The sequence below is a fragment of the Nocardioides sp. NPDC092400 genome, from assembly GCF_040684155.1.
Lineage (GTDB): Bacteria > Actinomycetota > Actinomycetes > Propionibacteriales > Nocardioidaceae > Nocardioides.
This window is the reverse complement of sequence record NZ_JBFBFJ010000007.1, coordinates 65,444-91,134: the sequence shown is the minus strand read 5'-3', so window position 1 is coordinate 91,134 and position 25,691 is coordinate 65,444. Positions and strand designations below refer to the sequence as shown.

The window sequence follows — 25,691 nt, the reverse complement described above, 5'->3', positions numbered from 1 at the left end:
CCCTCGTGAAGCGACTGCTGCTCCTGCCCGCCGCCCTGCCGGTCCTGCTGCTCACCGCCTGCGGTGCCGGCCCCGGCGAGGGTGCCACCCCGGCCGCCGCCGGCGACGCCGCGGCGGGTGCCTACCCGGTCACGGTCGAGAACTGCGGCGCGGAGGTGACGTTCACCGAGCAGCCCGAGCGGGTCGTCCTGCTCAAGAGCGCCTCGGTGCCGTTCCTCCACGACCTCGGCGTGCTCGACCGCGTGACCGCCCGCGCCGGGCAGTACCCGCCCGGCTACTACGACGAGGAGACCCTCGCCGAGCTCGACGGGATCCCGCTGCTCACCGACCGCACCGACACCAGCGGCCACCTCCAGATCTCGCGGGAGACCGTGATCGGCCAGGAGCCCGACCTGGTGCTAGGCGAGGTCGACAACCTCTCGCGCGCCTCGCTCGAGGCGGTCGGCATCCCGCTGGTCGAGGAGCCCGGGCTCTGCGACGAGGGGCTGGCCGACCCGGGCTTCGACGACGTCGAGGACCAGATGCGCACCTACGGCCGGGTCTTCGGCCGCACCGAGGAGGCCGACCGCGCGGTCGCCTCGCTGCGCGACCGCGTCGAGGCCGTCGAGGAGCGCGTCGGCGAGGGCTCGGGTCTGCGCGCCGCGGTGCTCTACCCCACGGTCGGCGGCGGCACGACGTACGCCTACGGCACCCGCAGCATGGCCCAGCCGCAGCTGGAGGCGGCGGGCCTGGTCAACGTCTTCGACGACGTCGACGAGCGGGTCTTCGAGGTGACGCTGGAGGAGCTGCTCGGTCGCGACCCGGAGGTCCTGGTCCTGCTCCACGGCGACGGCGACCCCGCCGAGGTGGAGCGCGCACTGACCGACCTGCCCGGCGCCGAGCGGCTCACCGCCGTCCGGGAGGGCAGGATCGTCACCCAGCTGTTCAACTTCACCGAGCCGCCGACCCCGTTGTCGGTCACCGGTCTCGAGCGCCTCGTCGACCGGCTCGCGGAGCTCGAGCGGTGATCACCGCCGAGGACGTGTCCTGGTCGTACGGCGCCACGCCGGTCGTCGCCGGGGTGCACCTGCGCACCGAGCCCGGCCGCGTCCTGGGCCTGATCGGTCCCAACGGCAGCGGCAAGACCACCCTGCTCCGGCTGCTGCACGGCGCCCTGCGCGGCCGGAGCGGGCGGGTCAGCGTCGACGGCGACGACCTCGTCGGACTCGGGCCCCGCGAGGCCGGCCGCCGGCTCGCCGTCGTCGTCCAGGAGGGAGCGGGGGAGTCCACCCTGACGGTCGCGGAGATGGTCCTGCTCGGCCGCAGCCCGCGCCTGGGCACCTTCCAGCGCACCGGGGCGCGCGACCACGCCGTCGCCGCGGCGTGCCTGGAACGGGTGGGCGCGACGCACCTGGCCGGACGGTCCTTCGCGGGACTCTCCGGCGGCGAGCGGCAGCGGGTCCTGATCGCCCGCGCGCTCGCGCAGGAGGCGACGCACCTGCTGCTCGACGAGCCCACCAACCACCTCGACATCCGCTACCAGCACGAGGTCCTGCGCCTCGTCGCTGACCTGGCCCACCGCTCCGAGGCCTGCGCCGTGGTTGTCCTGCACGACCTCAACCTCGCCGCCCGGTACTGCGACGACCTGGTCCTGCTGGGCGGCGGTCCCCACGGCGGCGGCGTCGTCGCGGCCGGCCCCGCCGAGGAGGTCCTCGACCCGGCCCTGCTCGAGCCGGTCTACGGCATCGGCGTCCGCCCGGTCCGGCTCGAGGACCGGCTGCACCTGCTGTTCGAACCGTTCACCCACCTGACCGAGGAGCCCGCATGACCGTCCCGTCCGTCCAGGACCGCATCGACGCCTACTGGACGCGTCGCGCGCCGGCGTACGACGACCACCAGCAGCGGCCGGACCGCCGCGAGCTCGACCGGGCCGCGTGGGCCGACGTGTGGACGGCGGCCCTGCCCCCGGCGCCCGCCGACGTGCTCGACGTCGGCACCGGCAGCGGCCACGTCGCCTGCCTGCTCGCCGCGCTCGGCCACCGGGTGACCGGGATCGACCTGGCGGAGGGGATGCTCGAGCGGGCCCGGGAGCACGCCGCGTCCCTGGGCGTCGCGCAGCCGCCGCGGTTCCTGCGCGGGGACGCCGTCGACCCCGACCTGCCGGCCGGCTCCGTCGACGCCGTCACCGGCCGCTACGTGATGTGGACGCTCCGCGAGCCCGTGGCCGCCGTGCGGCGCTGGGCCGCGCTGCTGCGGCCGGGCGGCGTCGTGGCGGTCGTGGACAGCACGTGGTTCCCCGAGGGCGTCGCGACCGGGGGAGAGGCCTTCACCGCGGCGTACGACGACGACGTGGTCGCCGCCCTCCCGCTGGCCGAGGCGCGCAGCATCGACGCCACAGCCGACGTGCTGCGCGCCGCCGGGCTCCTCGACGTCACCGTCACCCCGCTCACCGCCGTGCTCGACCTCGACCGGGCCCACGGCGTCGCGCCGGGCCACGAGGTGCGCCCGCAGCACCTGGTCACCGGCCGGGTCGCCGGCTGAGCCCCCGCCCGAGGCGCCGGGTACGACGCAGGGCCGCCCGATCTGAGATCGTGCGGCCCTGCGTCGTGCTGGTCCTGCGGCTGGCGCCGGGGAGCGGAGGTCAGTCCTCGGCGCCGCTGCCGGCGGTGGCCGGCTGGCCCTCGCCCGCACCCTGGCCGGACCCGCCGCCCGAGCCGCCACGGCGGCGGCGGCGACGGTTGCGGCTCGGTGCCGCGTCACCCTCGCCGCTCGCGGGGGCAGCGGCCGGTGCGGTGGTCTCGGCGCCCTCGGCGACGGTCTCGCCGCTGCGGGTGCGCGTCCGGCTGCGGTTGCGGTTCCGCGAGGGACGCTCGCCCCCGCGCTCGCCCCCGCGACCGCCGCGCTCGGGGCGGTCGGAGCGCTCCTTCTTCTCGACCGGCTTGGGGTCGACGATGCGGCCCTTGGTGCCTGGGGCGATGCCCTGGTCGGTGAAGAGGTGCTCGGAGGTGGAGTAGGTCTCGACCGGCTCGTCGAAGGGCAGGTCGAGGGTCTTGTTGATCATCTTCCAGCGGTGCAGGTCCGCCCAGTCGACGAAGGTGATCGCGGTGCCCGTCGCGCCCGCGCGGCCGGTGCGGCCGATGCGGTGGACGTAGGTCTTGTCGTCCTCGGGGCAGGTGTAGTTGATGACGTGCGAGACACCGCGGACGTCGATGCCGCGGGCGGCGACGTCGGTGGCGACCAGGACGCGGATCTTGTCCTCGCGGAACTTCGCGAGCGCCTTCTCGCGGGCCACCTGGGCCATGTCGCCGTGCAGCGGGCTGGCGCTGAAGCCGCGCTCGGCCAGGTCGTCGGCGACGCGCTGCGACTGCCGCTTGGTGCGGGTGAAGACGATGATCTTCTCGGCGTCCTCGGCCTGCAGGATCCGGCCGATGATCTCGGGCTTGTCGAGGTCGTGGGCCTGGTAGATGAACTGCGCGGTCGCCGGGACCATCGTGGTGTCGTAGGACGACTCGGCGCGGATGTTCATCGGGTGGCGCATGTGCATGCGGGCCAGCGCGACGATCGCCGAGGGCATCGTCGCCGAGAACAGCATCGTCTGCCGGGTCTCGGGGGTCAGCTTGAGGATCCGCTCGACGTCGGGCAGGAAGCCCAGGTCCAGCATCTCGTCGGCCTCGTCGAGCACGAGCGCGTGCACGTGGGAGAGGTCCAGCGCCTTGCGGTTGGCCAGGTCGATGAGCCGGCCCGGGGTGCCGACGACGATGTCGACGCCCTCCTCGAGCGCGTCGAGCTGGGTGTCGTACCCCACGCCGCCGTACACCGTCAGCACACGGAGGCCGACGTCCTTGCTGGCCAGGTGGAGGTCGTTGGAGACCTGGAGGGCCAGCTCGCGGGTCGGGGCGACGATGAGCGCCTGGGGCTTGCCCTGCGGCAGGTCGGCGTACGCCGGGTCGCTCGGCGCGACGCTGCGCTGCAGCACCGGGATGCCGAAGGCGAGGGTCTTGCCGGTGCCGGTGCGGGCCTGCCCGATCAGATCGGTGCCCATCAGGGCGACGGAGAGGGTCATCTCCTGGATGGCGAACGGGGTGGTGATGCCGGCGCGCTCGAGCGCGTCGCAGATCTCGGGAAGCACCCCGAGCTCTCGGAAGGTGGTGGTCAGAGTCTTGTCGCTTTCGTGAGTTCAGCCGGTTCGACCGAAGAAGGTTCGAGTGCGGCGGTCTCACGGAGGTCCGGGGACGCTGTCAGGAGGTCAGCCGCGCACATACTGCGGGCCGCCGGCGGGGCGCTCGACCGAGCGGGACGAGCGCCGGAGGCAGCCTCGTACTCCTTCACCTTATCGGTAGGGTGCGCACGTGACGGCATCGACGGACGGACCGGTGGAGGACGACGCGCCGCTGGCGCTGCAGGACCCGGAGTACCGCGAGGCCGTCGTCGACCTCCTCGGTGCGATCGCCTACGGCGAGATCTCCGCCTTCGAGCGGCTCGCCGAGGACGCCGGGCTGGCCCCCTCGCTGGAGGACAAGGTCGCCATCGCCGGGATGGCCAGCGCGGAGTTCGGCAAGGTCGCCGGCATCCACGCCCGGATCACCGAGCTCGGCTCGGACCCGTTCGCCGCGATGGCGCCGTTCCGCTCCGCGATCGACCGCTTCCACGAGCACACGGCGCCCGCCGACTGGTACGAGAGCCTGGTCAAGGCGTACGTCGGCGACGGGCTCGCCAACGACTTCTACCGCGAGATCGCGGCCTACCTCGACGCCACCACCCGCGACCTGGTCGTGTCCTCGCTCGAGGACGCCGGCCACTCGGCGTTCGTCGTCGAGCGGGTCCGCGCCGCGATCGCCGCGGACCACCGGCTCGGCGGGCGGCTGGCCCTGTGGGGCCGCCGGCTGATGGGGGAGGCGCTCACCCAGGCCCAGCGGGTCGCCGCCGAGCGGGACGCGCTCTCCGCGCTGCTGGCCGGCGGCGTCGACCGGCCCGGTCTGGACCTCGCTGCCATCGGCCGGATGTTCGCCCGGATCACCGAGCGGCACGCCGACCGGATGGCCGAGCTCGGCCTCGCGCACTGACCCTGACCGCTCCTGTTCGGGGAGTGCCCGGTGCCGGGGCGCGAGCGACCGAGGGTGCGGAGGATCAGTGCGCGCGCCGACTGGCGGTGAGGTTCGCGACCGCGACGACGAGCGCGGCCGCGACGGCGATCTGCCAGGCGTGGCGCCACCAGTCCAGGCCGGGGGTGTAGGCGTCCCAGACGCGGGTGTAGAGCCAGTCGCCGAGGTAGACCCCGGCGACGCCGCACAGCACCGTCAGCCACACCGGGACGTCGTCGGGGTCGCCCGGCGCGAGCAGCTTGCCGAGGAGGCCGACGACCGCGCCGCCGACCAGCGCCCACAGCAGCGTGAGCAAGCTCAGCTCCGGAAGCCCACCTGGCCGACGACGCCGCCACCGATCTCGACGTAGGCGATCTTCGCGGCCGGGACGACGAGCTTGCGGCCCTTGCTGTCCGAGAGCGTCAGCACCGTACCGGCCTCGACGGCCTCGGCGACGAGCTGCTGGACGGAGTCGGCGGACTCGTTGGTGTCGACGACGAGCTCACGGGGGGCGTGCTGGACACCGATCTTGACCTCCACGAGGTCCTCCTTCAGTCAGGTCCCGCAGCGGGTGCGGGGGCGGGTCGTACGAGGTGGTGCAGGGACGAGGGTCAGTGGTCGAGCGGGTACCCACCGATGCCGCGCCACGCCAGCCCGGAGACCAGTGCCGCGGCGTCGGCGCGGCTGATGCCGCCGCCCTCGGAGAGCCAGAACCGCGAGCTGACCTGGGCCATTCCCACGAGCGAGACGGCGAGCAGGCGGGCGGCGGGGTCGGAGAGGCCGGTGTCCTGCTGGATGACCTCGGCGATCATCGCGGCGCACTCGCTGGTGACGCGGTCGACGTGCTCGCGCACGGCCGGCTCGTTGGTCAGGTCGGACTCGAACACCAGGCGGAACGCCCCGGACTCCTGCGCGACGTACGCGTAGAAGGCGTCGACCGCGGCGGCGACGCGGAGCTTGTTGTCCTGCGTGGAGGCCAGCGCCTGGCGGCAGCTGTCGATGATCGCGTCGCAGGAGCTGTCGAGCAGCGCGAGGTAGAGGTCGAGCTTGCCGGGGAAGTGCTGGTACAGCACCGGCTTGGAGACGCCCGCGCGGTCGGCGATGTCGTCCATCGCAGCGGCGTGGTAGCCCTGGGCCACGAAGACCTCGAGAGCGGACTCGAGCAGCTGGGCGCGTCGCTCGCGCCGCGGCATCCGCCCGCCCCGGGGCCGAGCGTTGTCGACGTCGTACTGGCCTGCGCTCACGATCCCGCTCTCCTCCCGTCCCTCCGGTGCACCCACCGGCGGACCGGCGCTGCGTGCCGGGACTCTACCCGTCGGTCACCCCGGTCCGGATGACGGGACGCCGCGCCGGCGCCGTGCCGTCGCGGAGGGACCATGGAGGGAACATCGTGAGGTGCCCCGGTGTTGACCGGGGACTGATCGACGAACCGCTACGAGGAGCGTGACGTGAGCTTTCCCCCGCTGGTCGAGCCGGCCGACGAGCTGACCATCGACGAGGTACGGCGCTACAGCCGCCACCTGATCATCCCTGACGTGGGCATGACCGGGCAGAAGCGGCTGAAGAACGCCAAGGTGCTCGTCATCGGCGCCGGCGGCCTCGGCAGCCCCGCCCTGCTCTATCTGGCCGCTGCCGGTGTCGGCACGCTCGGCATCGCGGAGTTCGACGAGGTCGACGAGTCGAACCTGCAGCGCCAGATCATCCACGGCCAGTCCGACATCGGTAAGTCCAAGGCGGTCTCGGCCCAGGAGTCGATCGCCGAGGCGAACCCCTACGTCGAGGTCGTGCTGCACGAGGAGCGCCTCGACAACGACAACGTCATGGACGTCTTCCGGGGCTACGACCTCATCGTCGACGGCACCGACAACTTCGCGACCCGCTACATGGTCAACGACGCGGCGTACTTCCTCGGGATCCCCTACGTGTGGGGCTCGATCTACCGCTTCGACGGCCAGGCCTCGGTCTTCGCGCCGACCATGGCCGACGACGCGCCGTGCTACCGCTGCCTCTACCCCGAGCCCCCGCCGCCGGGCATGGTCCCCAGCTGCGCCGAGGGCGGCGTCCTGGGCGTGCTGTGCGCGGCCATCGGCTCGATCCAGGTCAACGAGGCCATCAAGGTGCTCACCGGCATCGGCGACCCGGCCATCGGCAAGCTGGTCATCTACGACGCACTCGAGCTGGAGTGGCGCAAGCTGAAGGTCCGCAAGGACCCCAAGTGCGCGCTCTGCGGCGAGAACCCGACCGTCACCGGCCTCATCGACTACGACGCCTTCTGCGGCGCGATCTCCGACGAGGCCGCCGACGCCGCCGCCGGGTCGACCATCTCGGTGACCCAGCTCGAGCACATGCTCAAGGAGCGCGAGGAGGGCACCCGCGACTTCGTCCTCGTCGACGTGCGCGAGCCCAACGAGTACGAGATCAACAAGATCCCCGGCTCGGTGCTGATCCCCAAGGGCGAGTTCCTCAACGGCTCGGCCCTGGAGAAGCTGCCCGCCGACAAGCAGGTCGTCATGCACTGCAAGTCGGGCGTCCGCTCGGCCGAGACGCTCGCGATCGTCAAGGGCGCGGGGTACGCCGACGCGGTGCACGTGGGCGGCGGCGTGGTCGCCTGGGTCAACCAGATCGACCCCAGCCAGCCGTCGTACTGAGGCGTTCCTGACCGGCGTCCCGCCGGTCCCGACCGGACGACCCGAGGTAAAACCTCGGGTCGTCCGGTCATTTCGGGCCATGCCGACGTAACCCCGTCGGTTGCACCCGCGTTGTGCCTGTCGTCACACCGGCGCCCTCCCGCGTCGCCGGTCCCTCTCGGAAAGGCAGAACTCGATGAAGGCTCGTCCCACCACGGTCCGGTCCGCCCGACGGCTCACCGGCGCGCTCGCCGTCCTCGCCAGCGCGGTCCTCGGCACGGCGATGATCACCAGCGCCCCTGCCTCGGCGGCGCCGCAGTGGGCGCCCGCGGGCGAGGCGGCGATCCACCCGGGCGTGCAGATGTACACCGAGGGCGCCCAGTGCACGAGCAACTTCGTCTTCACCGACGCCGCGAGCAACGTCTACGTCGGGTACGCCGCGCACTGCGCCGGCACCGGCGCGGCCACCGACACCGACGGCTGCCTCTCCGACTCCCTTCCGCTCGGCACGCGCGTCTCGTTCAACGAGGGCGGCAGCCTGCTCTCCGAGGGCACCCGGGTCGGCGGCGGGACCCTCGTCTACTCCTCGTGGGCCGCCATGGACGAGGTCGGCACGACCGACCCGAACACCTGCGCCTACAACGACTTCGCGCTGGTGCAGGTCGACGCCGCCGACACCGGCAAGGTCAACCCCTCGATCCCGCTGTGGGGCGGCCCGACCGGCATCGACACCGACGGCACCACCGCCGGCGAGCGGGTCTACTCCTACGGCAACTCCAGCCTGCGCTTCGGCGTCGAGCTGCTCTCGCCGAAGACCGGCATCAGCCTCGGCGACGCCGCGGACGACGGCGGCTGGAGCCACCCGCTCTACACGCTGACCCCGGGCGTCCCCGGCGACTCCGGCTCGGCGTTCGTCGACCGGGACGGCGAGGCGATCGGCACGCTGTCCACCCTCGGCCTGGCGCCGCTGCCGGCCTCCAACAACATCGGCGACCTCGCCCGGGAGCTCGCCTTCGCCCAGCAGCACTCCGGCATCGACGGCCTTCGCCTGGTCGAGGGCACCGAGCCGTTCTCGCCGGTCCTCTGACTGCCTGACCTCACCGACTCGGGGGTGGGGATGGGCCACGGGCCCGACGCGACGCCGTCCGCGGCTAGCGTCGGGCCCGTGCGGCATCCCGAGGAGTACGTCGAGGCGGTGCTGGCGTGCGTCGAGTCGGTGCCGCGCGGCCGGGTCACGACGTACGGCGCGGTCGCCGACGCGGTGGGCCGGTTCGGTCCCCGCCGGGTCGGCAACGTGATGGCCGAGCACGGTGCCGCGGTGCCCTGGTGGCGGGTCGTGCGGGCGGACGGCTCGCTGCCGCCGAGCCACCAGGGTGAGGCACGGCAGGCCTACCTCGAGGAGGGCACGCCGCTGCGTCCCTCGGGGAACGTCGACATCGTCGCGGCCTTCTTCCAGCCGCCGCCGCTCGCCTGAGCCGGCGGGGTCGGCGGGTCGGCGGGTGGTCGCGGGCCGTCGCAATCGTTCAATTGCGCGGAAACGGTGGTGGGCAAGCGCTTGCGCACCGTCGCAACCCAGCAATTGAACGATGGGTGTGCCCCCGACCGGGCCGAACGTCAGCGCAGCCGGCCGACGTACGCCTGCGCGCGACGCAGCTCGCCCAGCCGGCGCTCCCACGTGACGCCCACGACGGTGAGAGCGGTGCCGGCGGCGCCGATGAGGATCCACTGCGGGGTGGCGGCGGCGTACGGCGCGAGCTCGCGGACCACGAGCAGGAGACCGACGACCCAGCCGACGGCGACCGGTGCGCTCCACCGCAGCGCCGTGCCGCCGAGCACCATCGCCAGGCACGCCAGCCCGAGGAGGGCCGCTCGCAGGGACACCGGGTCCAGGGCCAGCACCCACAGCAACGTCGGCACGGTCGCGAGCAGGAGGCCGGGGGTCAGGGCGGGCCCGGTCGGCGCGGCGGGGTCGCGGCGCAGCGTCGCCACGCCGACGAGCAGCAGCGCGAGGGCCGAGGGGAGCGTGTAGGCCTCGGGCTGGCTGACGCCGAGCTCGGCCAGTCGGACCCAGGTGGCGGCGGCGAGCAGGAGCCCGCCGGCCCACGCGACCACCCGTCGCTGCGCCACCAGCAGGGCGTGGACGGTGACGAGCGCGCCACCGACGGTGAGGTGGACCGCCAACGAGGTCGGCTCGGTGACCGCGAGGGCCGCGGCGAGGGTGCCGGTCACGGCGGCGACGGCCTCCAGCTCCGGGCGGGGGCGGAGCAGCGCGAGGGCCGCGAGGGCGAGGAGCACCGGCACGCCGCGGACGGCCGGGTCGACGTCCGCGACGGCGAGCGCCGTCCAGACCGACGCGCCGAGCGCGGCGGGGAGCACGGCGGCGGCCTCGGTGCGGTCCCGGACGAGCCAGCAGCCCCCGACGAGCGCGACCAGGGCGCCCAGGGTGAGGACCTGGCTCGGCAGCGCCACGAGCACCGCGGCGAGGAGCAGCACCCCGGCGACCGGCCGGGAGCCGATGCCCACCAGCCCGATGCCCACCAGCCCGGCGGCCGCCAGCACGGCGACCACCACGGCGAGCGGCACCGGGAGCAGGGCCGCCGTGGTGGTCGCGCCGAGGACACCGGCCGCCACCCAGGCGGCGGGCGGCACCGGGCGGCCCGTCCCGGCGACGTACGCCACCACGAGCGCGAGCGCCGAGGCGGCCGCGAGCGCGGGGTGCGCGAGGGCCGTCGTGGCCGGCAGGCGGACCGCGGCGCCGGCGGTGCCCGGTGCCGCGACCAGCAGGAGCCGGTCCAGGGCCTCGGCGACCAGCACCACCAGGACGCAGGTGCTGGCGACCGCCGAGGCGGCGAGGGGCACGCGGACCACGGTGGCGCCGCCGGAACGGGTCGCCAGCCCCAGGAGCGCCCACCCGAGCACGGCGGCGAGTGCCGCCGCACCGAACGACGTGCCGCCCTCGTCGAGCGCGGGCAGCACCGCGACGAGCGTCAGGATGCTCGTCGTGCCGGCCAGCGCCGGCCGCCACAGCACGGCCACCGCGGCGAGCAGGAGCGCCGCGGTCAGCAGGGGGAGGGCGTGGCCCTCGGCCCACAGCCCGGCCAGGGTCGGGTACGACGCGGCGTCGACCAGCCCGCCCAGCGCGAGCCAGCCCCAGCACAGCGCGGCGCCGGAGCCCGCGGCCCAGGGCAGCAGGCGCGCGCCGGCGACGACGCCGAGCGCGACGAGGGCGGCCATCAGCAGCGTGGCGGTGGTGGCGACGACGTGCGGGTGGGCGGTGAGCTCGACCGCGGCGACCGCCGCGAGGCCCAGGCCCAGGGGTGCGACGAGCTGGGGAGCGCCCAGCCTGGTGCGCAGCCACGCGAGCGAGGCCAGGGCGACCACGACGCCGACGACGCACGCGAGGCCCGCACCGGAGGCCTCGCCCAGCCAGCCGGCGCCGGCGGCACCGACCAGGTCGAGCACCAGCAGGCCGAGGGAGACGACCGACAGGGACTCGCCGGCCACCCGCAGCCCGCGCCCGGCGAGGACGGCGCCGAGCGCGGCGGTCGCGCCGGTCAGCCCGACCAGCACCGCCGTGCGCCCACCGACCCCGAGCGCGGACCAGGCCACCGCGAGGAAGGCCACCGCCGCGACGAGCAGGCAGAGCGCGCCGAGGCCGAGGAGCAGCGCGGGGACCGAGGGGACCGGCAGGCCGCGCGCGGGTCGGGCCGGCCGTGCGGGGGCGGCCGGCGGGGGAGCGACGGGGTACGTCGGCAGCGGCGCGGGCTGCTGGACGGGCTGCACGTGCTGCTGGACCGGCACGCGCGAGCCGCAGGTCGGGCAGGTGCCGAGGACGGTCGGGGTCATGCCGCCCATCGGACCGCGGCGGGCGGGTCGGCCGGATCGGGACGACGGCTCAACCGCGCTGAGCACGGGTACTCACCGGCGCTCGGGCGGAGCGTCCGCGATCGGGGGATGCCGGGTACCTGACGGCGTGACCTCCGATCTCGTCTACGTCGTCGCCGGCGGGGCCCTGCTCCTGGCGATCGTCCTCCCGGAGCTGTTGAGCCGCTGGGCGGTCTCCTCGCCGATGGTGCTGGTCGGGGTCGGGATGCTCCTCGGGCTGACGTCGCTGCCCGACGGGCTGCCGCTGGACCCGCAGGCCAACCGCGCGGTGATCGAGCACGTGACCGAGCTCGTCGTGATCGTCGCGCTGATGGGTGTCGGGCTGGCCATCGACCGCCCGCTGCTCGTGCGGCGGGTGCGCTCGTGGCGGCCGTGGGGGCCGACCTGGCGGCTGCTGGGCATCGGGATGCCGCTGTCCATCGCCGGCGTCGCGCTGCTGGGCTGGTGGTGGGCGGGGCTGCCGCTGGCCGCCGCGGTCCTGCTCGGCGGCGTCCTGGCACCGACCGACCCGGTGCTCGCCTCGGACGTGCAGGTCGCCGGTCCGCGGACCGGCGAGGAGCACGAGGTCGACGAGGAGGACGAGCTGCGGTTCACCCTCACCTCGGAGGCGGGCCTCAACGACGGGCTGGCGTTCCCGTTCGTCTACCTCGCGATCCTCATCGCCACCGAGGGGCTCAGCCTGGCGCTGGTCCCGACCTGGGTCGGGTTCTACCTGGTCGGCAAGATCGTGATCGGCGTGGCCGCCGGGATCCTGGTGGGACGGGTGCTGGCCTACCTCGCCTTCCGGTCGCAGTCGGCCTCGCTGCGGGTCGCGGAGCGGGGGGAGTCGCTGCTGGCGCTGGCGGCGCTGGTGGCGGCGTACGGCGTGGGGGAGGTGGCGCACGGCTACGGCTTCCTCGCCGTCTTTGCGTGCGCCATGACGTTCCGCTCCGCGGAGCGCTCGCACGACTACCACGCCGCCATGCACGACGTCGCGGAGCGGCTGGAGCGGCTGCTCACCCTCTTCGTCCTCCTGGTGCTGGGCATCGCGCTGACCCGCGGCCTGCTGGAGAGCCTGGACCTGCGCGGCGTCGCCATCGGCCTGGGCCTGATCTTCGTCATCCGCCCGCTCGCGGGGGCCCTGTCGCTCGGCGCGTGGCGAGCGGCGTCGGGGCCCGGCCTGACCAAGGGCGAGAAGTGGGCGGCCGCCTTCTTCGGAGTGCGCGGGATCGGCTCGATCTACTACCTGGCCTACGCCGCGGGCGAGGCCGACGAGCTCGGCACCGACTGGCTGTGGTCGACCGTCGGGTTCACCGTGGTCGCCTCGGTCTTCGTCCACGGGGTCCTCGCCACACCGGTCATGTCGCGGATCGGGCGGGACCGCGACCGGGCGGCCGAGGAGGAGGCCGACGAGGAGGAGGCGGCCGAGCGCTCGGGCTAGCGGCCGCCGCCCGCCGCGATCACGGCCGCGCCCGCCGGGTGCGGTTGGATGGGACGGTGCTCGAGGACCTGCCGTACCGCGACGCGGGCTCGTTGCGCGCGACGTACGACGCGGTGGACTGGGCGGCGACGCCGCTGGGCGATCCGTCGGGCTGGTCGCCGACGCTGCGCGCGACGCTCGACATCGCGCTGAACACGCGGTACGCCGTCACTTTGATGTGGGGCCCGGAGATGGTGCTGCTCTACAACGAGGCATACGTCGAGCTGATCGGCCAGAAGCACCCCGACGCGCTCGGCCGACCCGCGCAGGAGGTCTTCCCCGAGGCGTGGTCGGTCATCGGGCCGATGCTCCAGTCGGTGCTGGACGGCGAGGGCCCGACGTACGTGCGCGACCAGCCGCTGCCCCTGGTCCGGGCCGGCTTCCTCGAGGAGTGCCACTTCACCTACTCCTACTCGCCGGTGCACGGCCCCGACGGCCGGGTGCAAGGGGCCTTCGACATCGTCAGCGAGACCACCGGGCAGGTGGTCGCCGAGCGCCGGCTGCGCCTGCTGGGGCGGCTCAAGGACGCGCTGGGCACCGTGGAGTCCGCCGACCAGGTGCGCTCCCGGGCGCACGCCCTGCTCGCGGACGCCACGGCCGACCTCGCCGCGGTGCGCATCGAGGTCGTGGCGGCCCACGGCGGCGCCGGCTCCCGCGCCGGGCAGTCGCTGGGCCAGCACGACATGGTCGTGCAGGAGGACCAGGACGGTCACCGGGCCCGGCTCGGCATCGGCACCGGCACGCCGTACGCCGGGTCGGTCCTCGAGGTGGTGCTCAGCCCGCGGGTCCCGCTGGGTGCGCCGGTCCTCGACTTCCTCCGCCTCGTCGGTGCGACGCTGAGCCGCTCGCTCGAGCAGGTCGCACGCATCCAGGCGGAGCGCTCGATCTCCGCAGCCCTGCAGCGCAGCCTGCTCGCGGACCCGCCGCAGCGGCCCGGCATGACCGTCGCGGTGCGCTACCAGCCGGCCGCCAACGACGCGCAGGTGGGCGGAGACTGGTACGACGCCTTCGTGCTGCCCGGCGGGTCGCTGCTGGTGGCGGTGGGCGACGTGGCCGGGCACGACGAGGGCGCGGCGGCGTCGATGGCGCAGCTGCGCAACCTGGTCCGGGGCATCGGGTGGACGGCCCACGGAACGCCCGCGGAGGTGCTGCGCCGGCTGGACAGCACGATGGACGGCCTCGCGCTCGACGTGGTCGCGACCGCCCAGCTGGTCCAGGCCGAGCGGGACGGCGAGCGGCTGGTGCTCACCTGGTCCAGCGCGGGCCACCCGCCGCCGGTGCACGTCCGCGCCGAGGGCCGCGCGGAGGTGCTGCTGCGCAAGCCCGACCTGCTCCTGGGGATCGACCACGCCACCGACCGCACCGACCACCGCACGGTGCTCGAGCCGGGCGACAGCGTGGTGCTCTACACCGACGGGCTCGTCGAGCGTCGCGGGGCGCCGATCACCGAGGGCCTGGACTGGCTCGAGACCGAGCTCACCGGGTGCGCCCACCTCACCCCCGAGCAGGTCTGCGACCACCTGCTCGACCTGGTCGGCGACGACGTCGAGGACGACGTCGCGCTGCTCGTGCTGCACCACGGCTGAACCCGCCCCGGCTCCCGCCGACCGGTCCGCGGGAGCCGATGAGGCTGACCCGCGGGTAACCGCCATGCTGGCGGTCATGCCCAGCACACCGTCGGTGTACGGCGTCCTCCACGCGGTCGTGCCGCCCCTCGCGCGAGCCGTCTGGCGGCCGACGATCACGGGTCTCGAGCACGTGCCGGAGACCGGCCCGGTCATCCTGGCCAGCAACCACCGCAGCTTCGCCGACTCCGTGGTGATCCCCGTCGTGGTGCCGCGCAAGGTCGTCTTCCTCGCCAAGTCCGACTACTTCACCGGCACCGGCGTGCGGGGCCGGCTGCAGCGGGCGTGGTTCGAGGGGCTCGGGATGCTGCCGGTCGACCGGGACGACACCAAGGCCGCGATGGCCAGCCTCGACGTCGCCCTCGGCGTGCTGGCCCGCGGCGAGGCGTTCGGGATCTACCCCGAGGGCACCCGCTCGCGCGACGGCCGCCTCCACCGCGGGCGCACCGGGGCGGCCCACCTCGCGCTCACCGCCGGCGTCCCGGTCGTCCCGGTCGGGCTCCGGGGCACCGAGCAGCTGCAGCCGGTCGGGGCCCGCTGGCCGCGGCTGGCCCGCGTCTCGGTCGCCTTCGGCGAGCCGATCGACCCGCGCGGGCGGTACGACGGCGTACCCCTCGGGCGGGCGCGGCGGCTGCTCACCGACGAGGTGATGGCGGCCGTGCAGCGCCTGTCGGGGCAGGAGCAGAGCGGCGTCTACAACGACCGGGCACCCGACGCCTGACCCTGAGGCCACCGACGCCGTGCGGGCGGCCGTCAGGCAGCGCCCAGCCCCCACCGGTCGTGGAACTCCTCGACGGGGAGGGTCGCGAGCTGGTCGTCGAGGGCCTGGCGCGTGATCGCGGCCTCCTCCTCGCCGCCGGCCTCGACGCGCAGGACCTCTGTGCCGTCGTCGCGCCTCCGGACCACCCACTGCCCGACCGACGGGGCGTCGAGATGGCCCAGGGTCGCGGCGCTCGCCAGCGACCAGGCCGCGACGGCGAGGCGGCGCCAGCGGTGCCGCTCGTGGCGCTCCAGCCCGACGACGTACACGTCTCCTGCGGTGGTCACGCCCGACCAACGAGCGGTGCGGGCCGTGGGGTTCCCGCCGGGCCCCCTCGAGAGGTCACCGCACCGCCTCGGACGTGTTGCGGGCAGGTGACAGTCCGTTCGGCCCCTGCCGCTCGGGCCGGATCTGCGCCATATTCAGCCCTCACGGTGCCGTCTCTCCGCGGCGTCGCCCCCCACCGGATAAGAGGACGTCCTTGAGGAACACACGCGTAGTCGCGGGCGCGACCGGTCTCGGTCTCGCCGCAACGGTGCTGGCCTGGTCGGGCACCACCGCCGCGGCGGAGCCCGGCACCCCCACCCCCACCCGCGCCGAGGCCGGCGGCGACGCCGGTCGCGGGCCCGGCACCGCGAAGCGGGTCGGTCCGGTCGAGCGGGCCCAGGTGGCCCGCGCGGCCGCCGCGGCCCCGGCCGTCGGCGAGCCGGTCCAGATGCCCACGTCGTACCCGTTCCAGCCCGAGCTGCGCGTCTACGACGCCAACCCCGACGACGCCGCGCACACCGCCGAGCTGCTGGGCCACCCCGACCTGGCCCCCCGGCTCCAGGCGCTGATGGAGCGCAGCGACCGGATCTCGGTCCAGGTCGTCGGCCAGTCCACCGAGGGCCGCGACCTGTACCTGGTCACGCTGACCGCCCCGGAGACCGCGGCCCAGACGGCCGAGCAGACGGCCTGGCGCCGCAAGATCAAGGAGGCCCCAGCCGCGGCGGCGGCCGACCGGGCGCTGCTCGCCGGCTACAAGACGCCGGTGTGGATCAGCAACAACATCCACGGCAACGAGTGGGAGGGCACCGACGCCGCGATGCGGTACATCGAGCACCTCGCCACCGCGCCGCTGGCCGAGGTCGGCGACGTGCTCAGCAGCCACCGGCTGTACTTCTCCCCGTCGCTGAACCCCGACGGCCGCACGAAGGCCACCCGCGCCACCGCGCTCGGCCTCGACCCCAACCGCGACATGATCACCAGCACCACTCCGGAGTCCCGCTCGTTCGTGCGGACCGCGCAGGCGATCCAGCCGATCTACGCCGCCGACTTCCACGGCTACACCGGCGTGCTGCAGATGGAGCCCTGCGGCCCGCCGCACGGCTCGAACTACGAGTACGACCTGTACCTCCCGCACAACTACGCGCTCGCGCTCAAGGTCGAGCAGGACGTCGTCGCCGCGGAGATCCCCGGCAACACCTACTACGACGCCGCCACCGACGACGCGGTCACCGAGAACACCGGCAGGATCAAGATCCCCTACCGCGACACCCCCGACGGCTGGGACGACTTCCCGCCGATCTTCACCGCGCAGTACGCCGCCTACTACGGCGCCGCGACCGCGACGGTCGAGCTGCCGCTGTCGCGCAACGCCCCGGGCGGGCGGCAGAGCCCGGCGAACGCCAAGGTCAACGTGGCGGTGGCGCAGCAGACGATGGAGAGCATCGTCGGCTACCTCGAGGAGGGCACCAACGCCCGCGAGATGCTGCGCAACCAGATCGAGGTCTTCCGCCGCGGCACCACCGGCGCGGCCAAGGAGTCGCTGACGACCGAGGACGTCGCCGCCGTGCCGGGCCCCTCGCAGTGGAAGGAGCACTGGGACGTCGCCGACGACCAGGAGCCCGTCTCGCTGCCGCGCGCCTACGTCATCCCGGTCGGTGCCGGCCAGCGCTCGACCAGCGACGCGACCCGCTTGGTGCGGCACCTGATCGACCACGAGATCGAGGTCGGCACGCTGCGCGCGCCCGCGCGGATCGGCGGCACGACGTACCCCCGCGGCTCCTACGTCGTCGACCTGCACCAGCCGCTCCGCGGCCTCGCCAACGCGCTCCTCGCGGTCGGTGACGACATCTCCGACAAGGTGCCGTCGATGTACGACATCTCCGCCTGGAGCCTCGGCGAGCTCTGGGGCGCGACGGTCGAGCCGGTCGGGTCCACGACCGGCCGCCCGATCGGGAAGGTGACGCCGCTGAAGGCGCTCCCGCTGCCCGGCCGCGTGCCGGCCGCCCGCGGGCCGCTGACCTTCGACGTCGCCGGCGTGCCGGACTTCCAGGCCCTCAACGCGCTGCTCGAGGACGACGTCGCGGTCTCGATGCTCGCCGACGGCTCCGCGGTCGTCGAGGCAGCCGGCTGGGACGAGGCGAAGGCCGTGGCGAAGCAGACCGGTGTCCGCTTCGCCGCCGCCGAGCGCAAGGACCTGCGGGCCCTGCGCACCGCCAAGGGCCTCGAGGACCTCACCGTCGGGTACGTCGGCACGCAGGACGACCGGCTCTCGCTGACCGAGCTGGGCTTCGACGACCTCACGGCGCTCACCGCCGCCGGCCTCGAGACCGACGCCTCGGCCCTCGCCGGGGTCGACGTGCTCTGGATCGGCTCGAGCTTCGCACCGGCGGTCGGGTCCGCCGCCCGCACCGCGGTGCAGGCGTGGGTCGACGCGGGCGGCTCGATCGCCGGTCGCGGCGCCGCCGGGTTCGACGCGGCCAAGGCGTTCGGCCTGCTGGAGGGCACGGCCGTCACCGGCAACCGCTCGGCCAACGGCATCGTGGCGGTCGACACCCCGGCCACCGGGGTGCTCGCGCCGTACGCCCAGGACACCTCGTTCATCTACCCGGCCACCTGGTTCACCGGGCTGGGCGAGGCCGTCACCGTCGAGCAGCGCTACGACGCCGCGAAGCCGTTCCTCGCCGGCCACTGGCTGCCGACGGAGACCGGCGGCGACGGCCCCGACGCGGCCGCGGGCCAGCCCTCGGCGGTCTCCGCGGAGGCGGCGTCCGGTGCCCGGGCGTTCGTCCTCGGCACCGCGGTGTTCTTCCGCACCCACCCCAAGGGCGGGCTCACCCAGGCGGCTCGCGGGCTGTTCTGGGCCGCTCCGGCCGGTGACGGCGTGGAGGCGCCGCAGCAGTCGCGCACGCGGCTGACCGCCGGCAAGGTCGGCGTGGTCCGCGGCGGCAAGGCCACGGTCCGGCTGACCGTCGCGCTCGAGGTCGCCGGCCGGCCCGCCACCGGGCGGGTCGTCCTCGCCGAGGGCGGCCGGACGCTGCGCACCGTCAAGGTCAGGGCCGCGGCGGACGGCCGCGCGGTCGTCCAGGTGCGGCTGCGCCGCGGCGTGCACACCCTGCGGGCGACGTACGCCGGGAACAGCGGTGCGCTCGGCAGCCGGGACTCGGTGACCGTCCGGGTCCGCTGACGAGCTCGTCACGAGCACGAGGGCCGGCGCCCCTGGGGGGTGCCGGCCCTCGTCGCGTGCTCCGCCGCGAACCGCGAAGCCGCTCCGGGCGTCACACGAGCCGGCCCCTCACCGGGGTCGCCCCTCGAGATGGAGACTCCCGTGCCGCACCACCCCCGCCTGCTGCTCCCTGCGCTCGCCCTGCTGGCGGCGGTCCCGGTGACCGCGGCAGCGACGCCACGGCACGTCGGTCCCGCGACGGCCGAGGCGCCGGCCGTCTCGGTGGCCTGGCGCGACGCGCCCGTGGAGCCCGCCCGGGTCGCGGTCGGGGACACCCTGGTCGCGCAGGTCGCTGTGGACTCGGTGCCCGACGCGGGCGTCCTGCGGGTGTCGGCGCGGGGAGGCCGCTTCACGGCCCTGCCCCGAGGCTGCGTCCCGAGCTCCATCGTGCGCCGGCGGTCGAGCATCTCCGCCGACGGGACGCGGCTGCGCTGCCTGGTGCGGCCCGGCCCCCGGGTGCTCCGGGCCCCGCTGGAGGTGACCGCGGGGCCGGGTCGCGCGGTCGGCGTGGTGGCGACGCTGGGCCGGGCGCAGGCGGCTGCGCCGCGGCTGACCTCCCTGGGTGGCCCGTCGGCGGCGCCGGCGTACCGCTTCCTGTCCAGCCCCGACTTCCTCAACGGCGACGTCGCGGACCTGCGTCGGGGACCGGGCGCGTGGGACCCGCGGCGCTCGCCGAACTCGATCAACGCCGCCTACCGCTCGGCGCTCGACCACGTGCTCGGCGCCTTCGCGGACGAGGCACCCGGCTCGGTCCTGGTGGCCGGAGACCTGGTCGAGGGCTGGTGGGGCACCGACCCGGGCCGGACCGGGACCTTCGGACCGGTCGGCACGCCGGCCGAGCGGCGGGCGGCCCTGCGCCGGGCGGCGGACACCTACTACCCCCAGTGGCTGCAGCGGTTCCGCTCCCGCGGCCTGGCGGTCCTTCCGGCGATGGGCGACCACGAGCTGGGCGACGACCCGTGGACCAGCCGCAAGCGGGCGCTCGCGCCGGTGTTCGAGCGGGCGTGGAGCCGGTGGTTCGGCCGCCGCGCCGACGGCTCCCCGCGGTTCGCGGACCGCCCGCGGCGCTCGCGCCACGAGCTCAGCGCGTACGCCGTCCGTCCCACGCCCGAGCTCCAGGTCGTCACCATCAACGTCTTCGACGTGACGCCCGGTCGCGCCCGGGTCCAGGTCGACCCGGCCCAGCTGGCCTGGCTGCGCGACGTCCTGCGCCGGGCCCGGCGCGACGGGGTCGCGTGGGTGGTGGTCCAGGGCCATGCGCCCGTCCTGCGGACCGACCGGGCGCGCGGGTCGAGCGGCCTGCACGTCCGCGGCGGCGCCGGCTCGGCGCTGTGGCGGATCTTCGCCCGGTTCGGGGTCGACCTCTACCTGTGCGGTGAGGTGCACGACGTGTCCGTCGCCGAGCGCGACGGGGTGGTGCAGGTGACGCACGGCGGGATTTTCCAGTTCGGGCTCACCAACTACCTGCGGGCCGACGTGCGACCGGACCGGGTGGAGCTGGAGCTGCGCGACTTCGCCGCCCGGTCGGCCGACGCCGCGGACGGCTCCCGGCTGTGGGAGACCCGTCCGGCCGGGATGCCGGCGGTGGTCCGCGTCCGGCGCACGCCGTTCACGATCGGGATGATGACCCTCGGCCTCGACGGGGTGCAGCAGGCGAGCGGGGTCCTGCGGCCCCGGAGGTGAGGGCAGGATGCCGCCCATGGCCCCGACGACCGAGACGAACCCGACCACCCGTCCGCGCACCCTGGTCACCGGCGGCACCCGCGGCATCGGTGCGGCCGTCGCCCGCCGCCTCGCCGAGGCGGGCCACGACCTGGTCCTGTCCTACCGCGCCGACGACGAGGCCGCCGCGCGCACGCGGGCCGAGGTCGAGGCCCTCGGCGCCGCCTGCGCGACGGTGCGCGCGGACGTGGTCGACCCGGGCCAGGTCGAGGAGCTGTTCGCGGCGGCCGGTGCGCTGACCGGCGTCGTGTCGAACGCCGGCGCCACCCTGCACATCGGACCGCTGGCCGACACCCCGGTCGAGGTCGTGGCGCGGACGGTCGAGCTCAACCTCACCGCCGCGCTGTACGTCGCCCGGGCGGCCGTCCGGACGATGGCGGTGAGCCGCGGCGGCTCCGGCGGCGTGCTGGTGACCATCGGCTCCGTCGCCGCGGCGACGGGCGCGCCGGGGGAGTACGTGCAGTACGCCGCGGCCAAGGCCGGGGTGGAGGCGATGACCGTGGGGCTCGCGCACGAGGTCGCCGCGGACGGGGTGCGGGTGGTTGCCGTCGCGCCGGGGATCATCGAGACCACGATCCACGCCGACGCCGGGGAGCCGGGTCGGCTGGCGCGGGTGGGCCCGACCGTGCCGCTGGGGCGCGCGGGCGAGCCCGCCGAGGTCGCCCACGCCGTGGCCTGGCTGCTCTCGGCGGAGGCGTCGTACGTCACCGGCACGACGCTGCGCGTCGGCGGCGGGCGCTGACCGGACGCCCCGTCGGGCCGGCGGCTCAGGGCTCGACCAGGCCCGCGCGGATCGCGTAGCGGGTCAGCTGGGTGCGGTCGCTCATCCCGAGCTTGGCCAGGATGTTCGCCCGGTGCCGCTCGACGGTTTTAGGGCTGATGGTCAGCATCCGGGCGATCTCGCGGGTCGAGGCGCCCTCGGCGACCAGCTTGAGCACCTGGTCCTCGCGCGCGGTGAGCACGGTGTTGGGGACCCGCTCGCCGCGGCGGACCCGGTCGAGGTGGTCGCGGACCAGGGTGCGCATGGCGCCGGGGTAGACGAACGCCTCGCCGCGCACCGCCGCGCGGCAGGCGCTCACCAGGTCCTCGTCGGCCACCGACTTCAGGACGTACCCGCTGGCGCCGGCCTTGAGGGCCTGGAAGAAGTACTGCTCGTTGTCGTGCATGGAGAGCATCAGGAGCTTCGGCGGGTCGGGCCGGCGGGAGATCTCCCGCGCGGCCTGCAGCCCGGTCATCCGCGGCATCGCGATGTCCAGCACGACCAGGTCCACCTCGAGGTCGCGCAGCGCCTCCACCGCCTCCGCCCCGTCGCCGGCCTCCGCCGCGACGTGCAGGTCGGGCTCGGCGTCGAGGATGAGGCGGACGCCGCGCCGCACCAGCGTGTGGTCGTCGACGAGGAGGATCCGGGTGGGCGTCCCGCGGGTCGCGCTCACGTCGGCACGACCAGCCGCACGACCGTGCCCGCGCCGGGGGCGCTGTCGACGTGCAGCTCGCCGCCCACCAGCGCCGCCCGCTCGCGCATGCCGAGCACCCCGGAGCCGGGGACGAGGTCCGCGGTGCCGCGGCCGTCGTCGCGGACGACGAGCACCACCGTGTCGCCGACGCGCGTCAGCGACAGCTCCACCTCGGTGGCGCCGGCGTGCCGGGCGACGTTGGTCAGCGCCTCCTGCGCGACCCGGTAGACGACCAGCTCCGCCTCGTGCGAGAGCTGCGGCAGCCCCGGGGTGGTCGTCCGGGTCAGGTGGGCGCCGCCGAGGCCCGCGACGTCGCTGGCCAGGGCCGCGAGCGCGCTGTGCAGGCCCAGGTCCTCGAGCACGCCCGGCCGCAGCTGTCGGGCCACACGGCGTACGTCGTCGAGCCCGGTGCGGGCGCTCTCCCGGACCAGCGCCAGCTCCTCGGCGAGGTCCTCGGCCGTACCCGGCGCCGCGGCACCCGCCACCAGCCGGTCCTCGAGCCGCTTGAGCCCCAGCAGCACCACGGTGAGGCTCTGGCCGACCTCGTCGTGCAGCTCCTGCGCGATCCGGTGGCGCTCGGCCTCCTGGGCGGCGAGCGCCCTCGCCGCACCGGCGCCGCGCTCGGCCTCCAGCCGGTCGAGCAGCGCGTCCCACCCCGCCACCAGCCGGGCGCCGGGGCCCGACGAGGGCTGCTGGAGGCGGCGCTCGGGACGGGCGAGGTCGACGGTCGCCATCTCGCGGATCACCGCGTCGACAGGGGCGAGGCTCAGCCGCAGCAGGGCGGCGTTGACCGCCAGCATGACCGCGAGGCCGACGGCGAGCACGACGGCCTCGGAGGCCAGCACGTCCTCGGACACGCGCGCCGGCGAGAGGGCGAGCACGAGCGTCCCGACCAGGAACACCGCGCCGTTGGTCAGGCAGACCTTCCAGTAGAGGGGCAGCTCGCGCACGGACCCAGCCTCGCAGAATGGGTGGCAGCACCCATTCGGTCCGGGCCTCGTGCCGGTCACGCTGGAGGCGTGACCACTCCCGTCGGCCTCGTCCTCGCCCTGGCCGTGGTCGGCCTGGTCGGCTGGGCGACCCTCGCCTGGGCGGGCGCCGGCCGGGGCGTCGCGGTGCTGCGGCGCGGGCGCGTCGTGCGGGTCGGCGACCGCGGGCCGGTGCCGCACGTGCCGGTGCTCGAGGAGGTGCGCGGCTGGCCGACGGGTGAGGTGGTGCTGCCGCTCCTCGCGCGCGGCACCACCCGCGACGGGACCGACGTACGCGTCCTCGCCGAGCTGCGGACCCGGCTGGCTGCCCCGCTGATCGGCACGGCGTACGTCGACCCCGTCGCCGCGGCCGAGCGGTACGTCGAGCAGCGGGTCGTGGCCGCGGTGGGCGCGCGGGACGTCGCGGTCCTGCTCGACGAGGTCGAGGGCCTCCCGGCGGTGCTGCCCGCCGGGGTCGAGCTGGTGGAGGTGGACGCCGTCCTGGGGCGGGGGCACGCGCGTGGGTCCCGATGACCTGAACCTCGTCCTCGGCATCGGCGCGCTGGTCGTGCTGGCCGCCGCGGCCGCGGTCCGGGTGGCGACGCGCGCCGGGCTGCCCAGCCTCCTGCTCTACCTCGGCATCGGGCTCGCGCTGGGGGAGTCGGGGTCGGGGCTGCGGTTCGAGGACGCGGAGCTGACCCAGCTCCTCGGGAACGTCGCGCTCGCGGTGATCCTCGCCGACGGCGGGTTCACGACCCGCTGGTCCACGGTGCGGCCGGTCGCGCCGATGGCGGCCGTGCTGGCCACCGTCGGCGTCCTCATCAGCGTGACGGTGACCAGCGGGCTGGTGCTCCTGGTCCTCGACGTCGACCTGCGCACGGCGATCGTGCTGGGCGCGGTCGCGTCCTCGACCGACGCGGCCGCGGTCTTCTCGGTGCTGCGGTCGATGCCGGTGCGCGGTCGGCTCCGGTCCCTGGTGGAGGCGGAGTCGGGGTTCAACGACCCGCCCGTGATCATCCTGGTCACGGTCGTCACCAGCGATGCCTGGGAGAGCGCGGGCGCCCTCTCGATCGCCGGGCAGATCGGCTACCAGCTCGTCGTCGGCATCCTGGTCGGGGTGGGCGTCGCGCTCGCGGGCGTCTGGCTGCTGGCCCGCAGCGCGTTGCCGGCGAGCGGCCTCTACCCGCTGGCCACCCTCGCGATCGCGTTCCTCGCCTTCGCGGCCTCCGGCCTGCTCGGCGCGAGCCCGATCATGGCGATCTACGTCGCCGGGCTGGTGCTGGGGAACTCCGAGCTGCCGCACCGGACCACCACCGGCAGCTTCGTGGAGGGCATGGCCTGGCTGGCCCAGATCGGGCTGTTCGTGCTGCTGGGGCTCCTCGCCAGCCCCGGCCGGCTGCTCGAGGCGCTCCCCACCGCGATCGTGGTGGGCGCGGCGCTCACGCTCGTGGCCCGGCCGCTGTCGGTGCTGGCCTGCCTCACGCCGTTCCGGGTGCCGCCCCGCGACCAGGTATTCATCAGCTGGGCGGGCCTGCGCGGAGCCGTGCCGATCGTGCTGGCCACGATCCCGATGAGCGTCGGCCTGCCGGGGGCGGAGCGGATCTTCGACGTGGTGTTCCTGCTGGTCGTGGTCTTCACCCTGGTCCAGGGGCCGACCCTGCCGTGGGTCGCCCGCCGGACCGGGGCCACGGCGGCGGAGAACCCCCGCGCCGTCGAGCTGGAGTCGGCGCCGCTGGAGGCCCTCGACGCCACCCTCCTGCAGTTCACTGTCGCGCCGGAGTCCCGGCTGGCGGGGGTCGAGGTCGCCGAGCTGCGGCTTCCGGCCGGTGCGGTCGTGACCCTGCTGATGCGCGACGGGCGGCTGTTCGTGCCCTCGCCGTCGACCGCGCTGCGCGCCGGCGACCACGCCCTGCTGGCGACCGACCGCGCCCACGTCCCCGACATCGAGGAGCGGCTGCGGATGGTGAGCCAGGACGGGCGCCTCGCCGGCTGGTACGCCGCGCTGCCCGCCGGCGCGGGGGCAGGCACCGGCGCCCGGTCAGGCCGCTAGGACCGCCACATCCACTCCATCTCGGCCACGGTGACGTCCTTGGTCGCCGTGCCGGCCAGCTCGTCGACCGCCTTGAGCGCGAGGTCGACCCCCGCGGAGACGCCGGCGGAGGTCCACAGCCGCTCGGCGCTGCGGACGAAGCGCTGGCCCCGCTCGACCGTCAGGGTCGGGTCCAGCGCGGCCAGCTCGTCGAACGCCGTGTGGTGCGTCGTCGCGCGCCGGCGCGCGAGCAGCCCGGCACGGGCCAGCAGCAGCGAACCGGTGCAGACCGACATCAGCAGCTCGACCTCGGCCGCGCGCTCGCGCAGCCAGGCGAGCAGGCGCTCGTCCTCGAGCAGCGGGCGGACCCCGGCCCCGCCCGGGACCACGAGGACGTCCGGCGGCGGGCACTCCTCGAGCGCATGCGTCGGCAGGACGGTGAACCCGCCGCGGCCGACGACCGGCGCGCCGGTCAGGCCGACCGACCGCACCTCGAACGGGGTCCCGGCGCCGAGCTCGCCGGCCACGTTGAACACCTCGTAGGGGCCGGCGTAGTCGAGCACCTCCATGTCGTCGAAGGCGAGGATGGCGACGGTCCGCGGGCTCACGGGC

General features: G+C 75.1%; 23 protein-coding genes and 1 pseudogene. 15 read left to right on the top strand and 9 right to left on the bottom strand.

Annotation, left to right across the window (positions count from 1 at the left end):
* Positions 1 to 5: 5 nt before the first annotated feature.
* The 3 genes from AB0N29_RS18105 to AB0N29_RS18095 are packed head-to-tail and all read left to right on the top strand — an operon-like array spanning position 6 to position 2,520.
* Positions 6 to 1,007, top strand: coding sequence for an ABC transporter substrate-binding protein (locus AB0N29_RS18105; protein ID WP_364868849.1), 1,002 nt, complete (start codon positions 6 to 8; stop codon positions 1,005 to 1,007).
* Positions 1,004 to 1,807, top strand: coding sequence for an ABC transporter ATP-binding protein (locus tag AB0N29_RS18100; protein ID WP_364868847.1), 804 nt, complete (start codon positions 1,004 to 1,006; stop codon positions 1,805 to 1,807). The genes AB0N29_RS18105 and AB0N29_RS18100 overlap by 4 nt, the downstream gene beginning before the upstream one ends.
* Positions 1,804 to 2,520: a class I SAM-dependent methyltransferase gene (locus tag AB0N29_RS18095; RefSeq protein WP_364868845.1), complete on the top strand. Its 717-nt coding sequence runs from the start codon at positions 1,804 to 1,806 to the stop codon at positions 2,518 to 2,520. The genes AB0N29_RS18100 and AB0N29_RS18095 overlap by 4 nt, the downstream gene beginning before the upstream one ends.
* Before the next feature lie 240 nt (positions 2,521 to 2,760).
* On the opposite strand, the pseudogene AB0N29_RS18090 reads toward AB0N29_RS18095, so the two are convergent.
* Positions 2,761 to 4,186: pseudogene (locus AB0N29_RS18090) on the bottom strand (DEAD/DEAH box helicase); the annotation flags it as partial.
* Between the two features lie 142 nt (positions 4,187 to 4,328).
* On the opposite strand from AB0N29_RS18090, the gene AB0N29_RS18085 reads away from it, so the two are divergent.
* Positions 4,329 to 5,042 carry a ferritin-like fold-containing protein gene (locus AB0N29_RS18085; RefSeq protein WP_302267618.1) on the top strand — a complete coding sequence of 238 codons (714 nt, stop codon included), beginning with the start codon at positions 4,329 to 4,331 and terminating at the stop codon, positions 5,040 to 5,042.
* Positions 5,043 to 5,106: 64 nt separating this feature from the next.
* Here AB0N29_RS18085 and AB0N29_RS18080 read toward each other — a convergent pair whose 3' ends face one another.
* From AB0N29_RS18080 to AB0N29_RS18070, 3 genes are all read right to left on the bottom strand, one after another.
* A complete protein-coding gene (locus AB0N29_RS18080) occupies positions 5,107 to 5,376 on the bottom strand; it encodes a hypothetical protein (protein WP_364868843.1) in 270 nt (89 codons plus the stop codon).
* A gap of 2 nt (positions 5,377 to 5,378) precedes the next feature.
* The gene (locus AB0N29_RS18075; RefSeq protein WP_302267616.1) at positions 5,379 to 5,600 is read right to left on the bottom strand and encodes a DUF3107 domain-containing protein; all 222 of its coding nucleotides are present in this window, start codon (positions 5,598 to 5,600) and stop codon (positions 5,379 to 5,381) included.
* A 71-nt stretch (positions 5,601 to 5,671) separates the two neighbouring features.
* Positions 5,672 to 6,253, bottom strand: coding sequence for a TetR/AcrR family transcriptional regulator (locus AB0N29_RS18070; RefSeq protein ID WP_302271701.1), 582 nt, complete (start codon positions 6,251 to 6,253; stop codon positions 5,672 to 5,674).
* 255 nt (positions 6,254 to 6,508) lie between these two features.
* Between AB0N29_RS18070 and moeZ the strand changes: the two genes are divergently transcribed.
* The 3 genes from moeZ (at position 6,509) to AB0N29_RS18055 (ending at position 9,161) form a co-directional block, all read left to right on the top strand.
* On the top strand, positions 6,509 to 7,708 hold the full coding sequence (moeZ, locus tag AB0N29_RS18065; RefSeq protein WP_364868840.1) for an adenylyltransferase/sulfurtransferase MoeZ: 1,200 nt from the start codon (positions 6,509 to 6,511) through the stop codon (positions 7,706 to 7,708).
* A gap of 175 nt (positions 7,709 to 7,883) precedes the next feature.
* Entirely contained in the window at positions 7,884 to 8,774 is an 891-nt protein-coding gene (locus tag AB0N29_RS18060; protein ID WP_364868838.1) for a hypothetical protein, read from the top strand.
* Between the two features lie 78 nt (positions 8,775 to 8,852).
* A complete protein-coding gene (locus AB0N29_RS18055; RefSeq protein WP_302267612.1) occupies positions 8,853 to 9,161 on the top strand; it encodes an MGMT family protein in 309 nt (102 codons plus the stop codon).
* Positions 9,162 to 9,301: 140 nt separating this feature from the next.
* Here the strand turns inward: AB0N29_RS18055 and AB0N29_RS18050 are convergent, their stop codons facing one another.
* A complete protein-coding gene (locus AB0N29_RS18050; RefSeq protein WP_364868836.1) occupies positions 9,302 to 11,533 on the bottom strand; it encodes a hypothetical protein in 2,232 nt (743 codons plus the stop codon).
* A gap of 127 nt (positions 11,534 to 11,660) precedes the next feature.
* Here AB0N29_RS18050 and AB0N29_RS18045 point away from each other — a divergent pair, with 127 nt between their 5' ends.
* The 3 genes from AB0N29_RS18045 to AB0N29_RS18035 all read left to right on the top strand — a co-directional run bounded on the left by AB0N29_RS18045 (position 11,661) and on the right by AB0N29_RS18035 (position 15,377).
* Positions 11,661 to 12,992, top strand: coding sequence for a cation:proton antiporter (locus AB0N29_RS18045; protein ID WP_364868833.1), 1,332 nt, complete (start codon positions 11,661 to 11,663; stop codon positions 12,990 to 12,992).
* A 56-nt stretch (positions 12,993 to 13,048) separates the two neighbouring features.
* A complete protein-coding gene (locus tag AB0N29_RS18040; RefSeq protein ID WP_364868831.1) occupies positions 13,049 to 14,617 on the top strand; it encodes a SpoIIE family protein phosphatase in 1,569 nt (522 codons plus the stop codon).
* Between the two features lie 76 nt (positions 14,618 to 14,693).
* Positions 14,694 to 15,377 carry a lysophospholipid acyltransferase family protein gene (locus AB0N29_RS18035; protein WP_364868829.1) on the top strand — a complete coding sequence of 228 codons (684 nt, stop codon included), beginning with the start codon at positions 14,694 to 14,696 and terminating at the stop codon, positions 15,375 to 15,377.
* 32 nt (positions 15,378 to 15,409) lie between these two features.
* On the opposite strand, the gene AB0N29_RS18030 is transcribed toward AB0N29_RS18035, so the two are convergent.
* Positions 15,410 to 15,703 (bottom strand): hypothetical protein, encoded by a 294-nt coding sequence (locus AB0N29_RS18030; RefSeq protein WP_302267604.1) that lies wholly within the window; start codon positions 15,701 to 15,703, stop codon positions 15,410 to 15,412.
* Positions 15,704 to 15,897: 194 nt separating this feature from the next.
* On the opposite strand from AB0N29_RS18030, the gene AB0N29_RS18025 reads away from it, so the two are divergent.
* The 3 genes from AB0N29_RS18025 to AB0N29_RS18015 all read left to right on the top strand — a co-directional run bounded on the left by AB0N29_RS18025 (position 15,898) and on the right by AB0N29_RS18015 (position 21,370).
* Entirely contained in the window at positions 15,898 to 18,867 is a 2,970-nt protein-coding gene (locus tag AB0N29_RS18025; RefSeq protein WP_364868826.1) for a M14 family zinc carboxypeptidase, read from the top strand.
* A 141-nt stretch (positions 18,868 to 19,008) separates the two neighbouring features.
* Positions 19,009 to 20,589, top strand: coding sequence for a metallophosphoesterase (locus AB0N29_RS18020; protein WP_364868824.1), 1,581 nt, complete (start codon positions 19,009 to 19,011; stop codon positions 20,587 to 20,589).
* Positions 20,590 to 20,605: 16 nt separating this feature from the next.
* Positions 20,606 to 21,370 (top strand): SDR family oxidoreductase, encoded by a 765-nt coding sequence (locus tag AB0N29_RS18015; protein ID WP_364868822.1) that lies wholly within the window; start codon positions 20,606 to 20,608, stop codon positions 21,368 to 21,370.
* Between the two features lie 25 nt (positions 21,371 to 21,395).
* On the opposite strand, the gene AB0N29_RS18010 is transcribed toward AB0N29_RS18015, so the two are convergent.
* Both AB0N29_RS18010 and AB0N29_RS18005 read right to left on the bottom strand, forming a co-directional pair.
* Positions 21,396 to 22,061, bottom strand: coding sequence for a response regulator transcription factor (locus AB0N29_RS18010; RefSeq protein WP_364868820.1), 666 nt, complete (start codon positions 22,059 to 22,061; stop codon positions 21,396 to 21,398).
* The gene (locus AB0N29_RS18005; protein ID WP_364868818.1) at positions 22,058 to 23,032 is read right to left on the bottom strand and encodes a sensor histidine kinase; all 975 of its coding nucleotides are present in this window, start codon (positions 23,030 to 23,032) and stop codon (positions 22,058 to 22,060) included. Before AB0N29_RS18005 ends, AB0N29_RS18010 begins: the two co-directional genes overlap by 4 nt.
* A gap of 69 nt (positions 23,033 to 23,101) precedes the next feature.
* Here AB0N29_RS18005 and AB0N29_RS18000 point away from each other — a divergent pair, with 69 nt between their 5' ends.
* On the top strand, positions 23,102 to 23,584 hold the full coding sequence (locus AB0N29_RS18000) for a hypothetical protein (protein WP_364868816.1): 483 nt from the start codon (positions 23,102 to 23,104) through the stop codon (positions 23,582 to 23,584).
* Positions 23,571 to 25,100: a potassium/proton antiporter gene (locus tag AB0N29_RS17995; protein ID WP_364868814.1), complete on the top strand. Its 1,530-nt coding sequence runs from the start codon at positions 23,571 to 23,573 to the stop codon at positions 25,098 to 25,100. The genes AB0N29_RS18000 and AB0N29_RS17995 overlap by 14 nt, the downstream gene beginning before the upstream one ends.
* Here AB0N29_RS17995 and AB0N29_RS17990 read toward each other — a convergent pair.
* Positions 25,097 to 25,687, bottom strand: a complete 591-nt coding sequence (locus tag AB0N29_RS17990) for a DJ-1/PfpI family protein (RefSeq protein ID WP_364868811.1) — start codon at positions 25,685 to 25,687, stop codon at positions 25,097 to 25,099. The two genes, AB0N29_RS17995 and AB0N29_RS17990, sit on opposite strands and share 4 nt — an antisense overlap.
* Positions 25,688 to 25,691 lie beyond the last annotated feature (4 nt).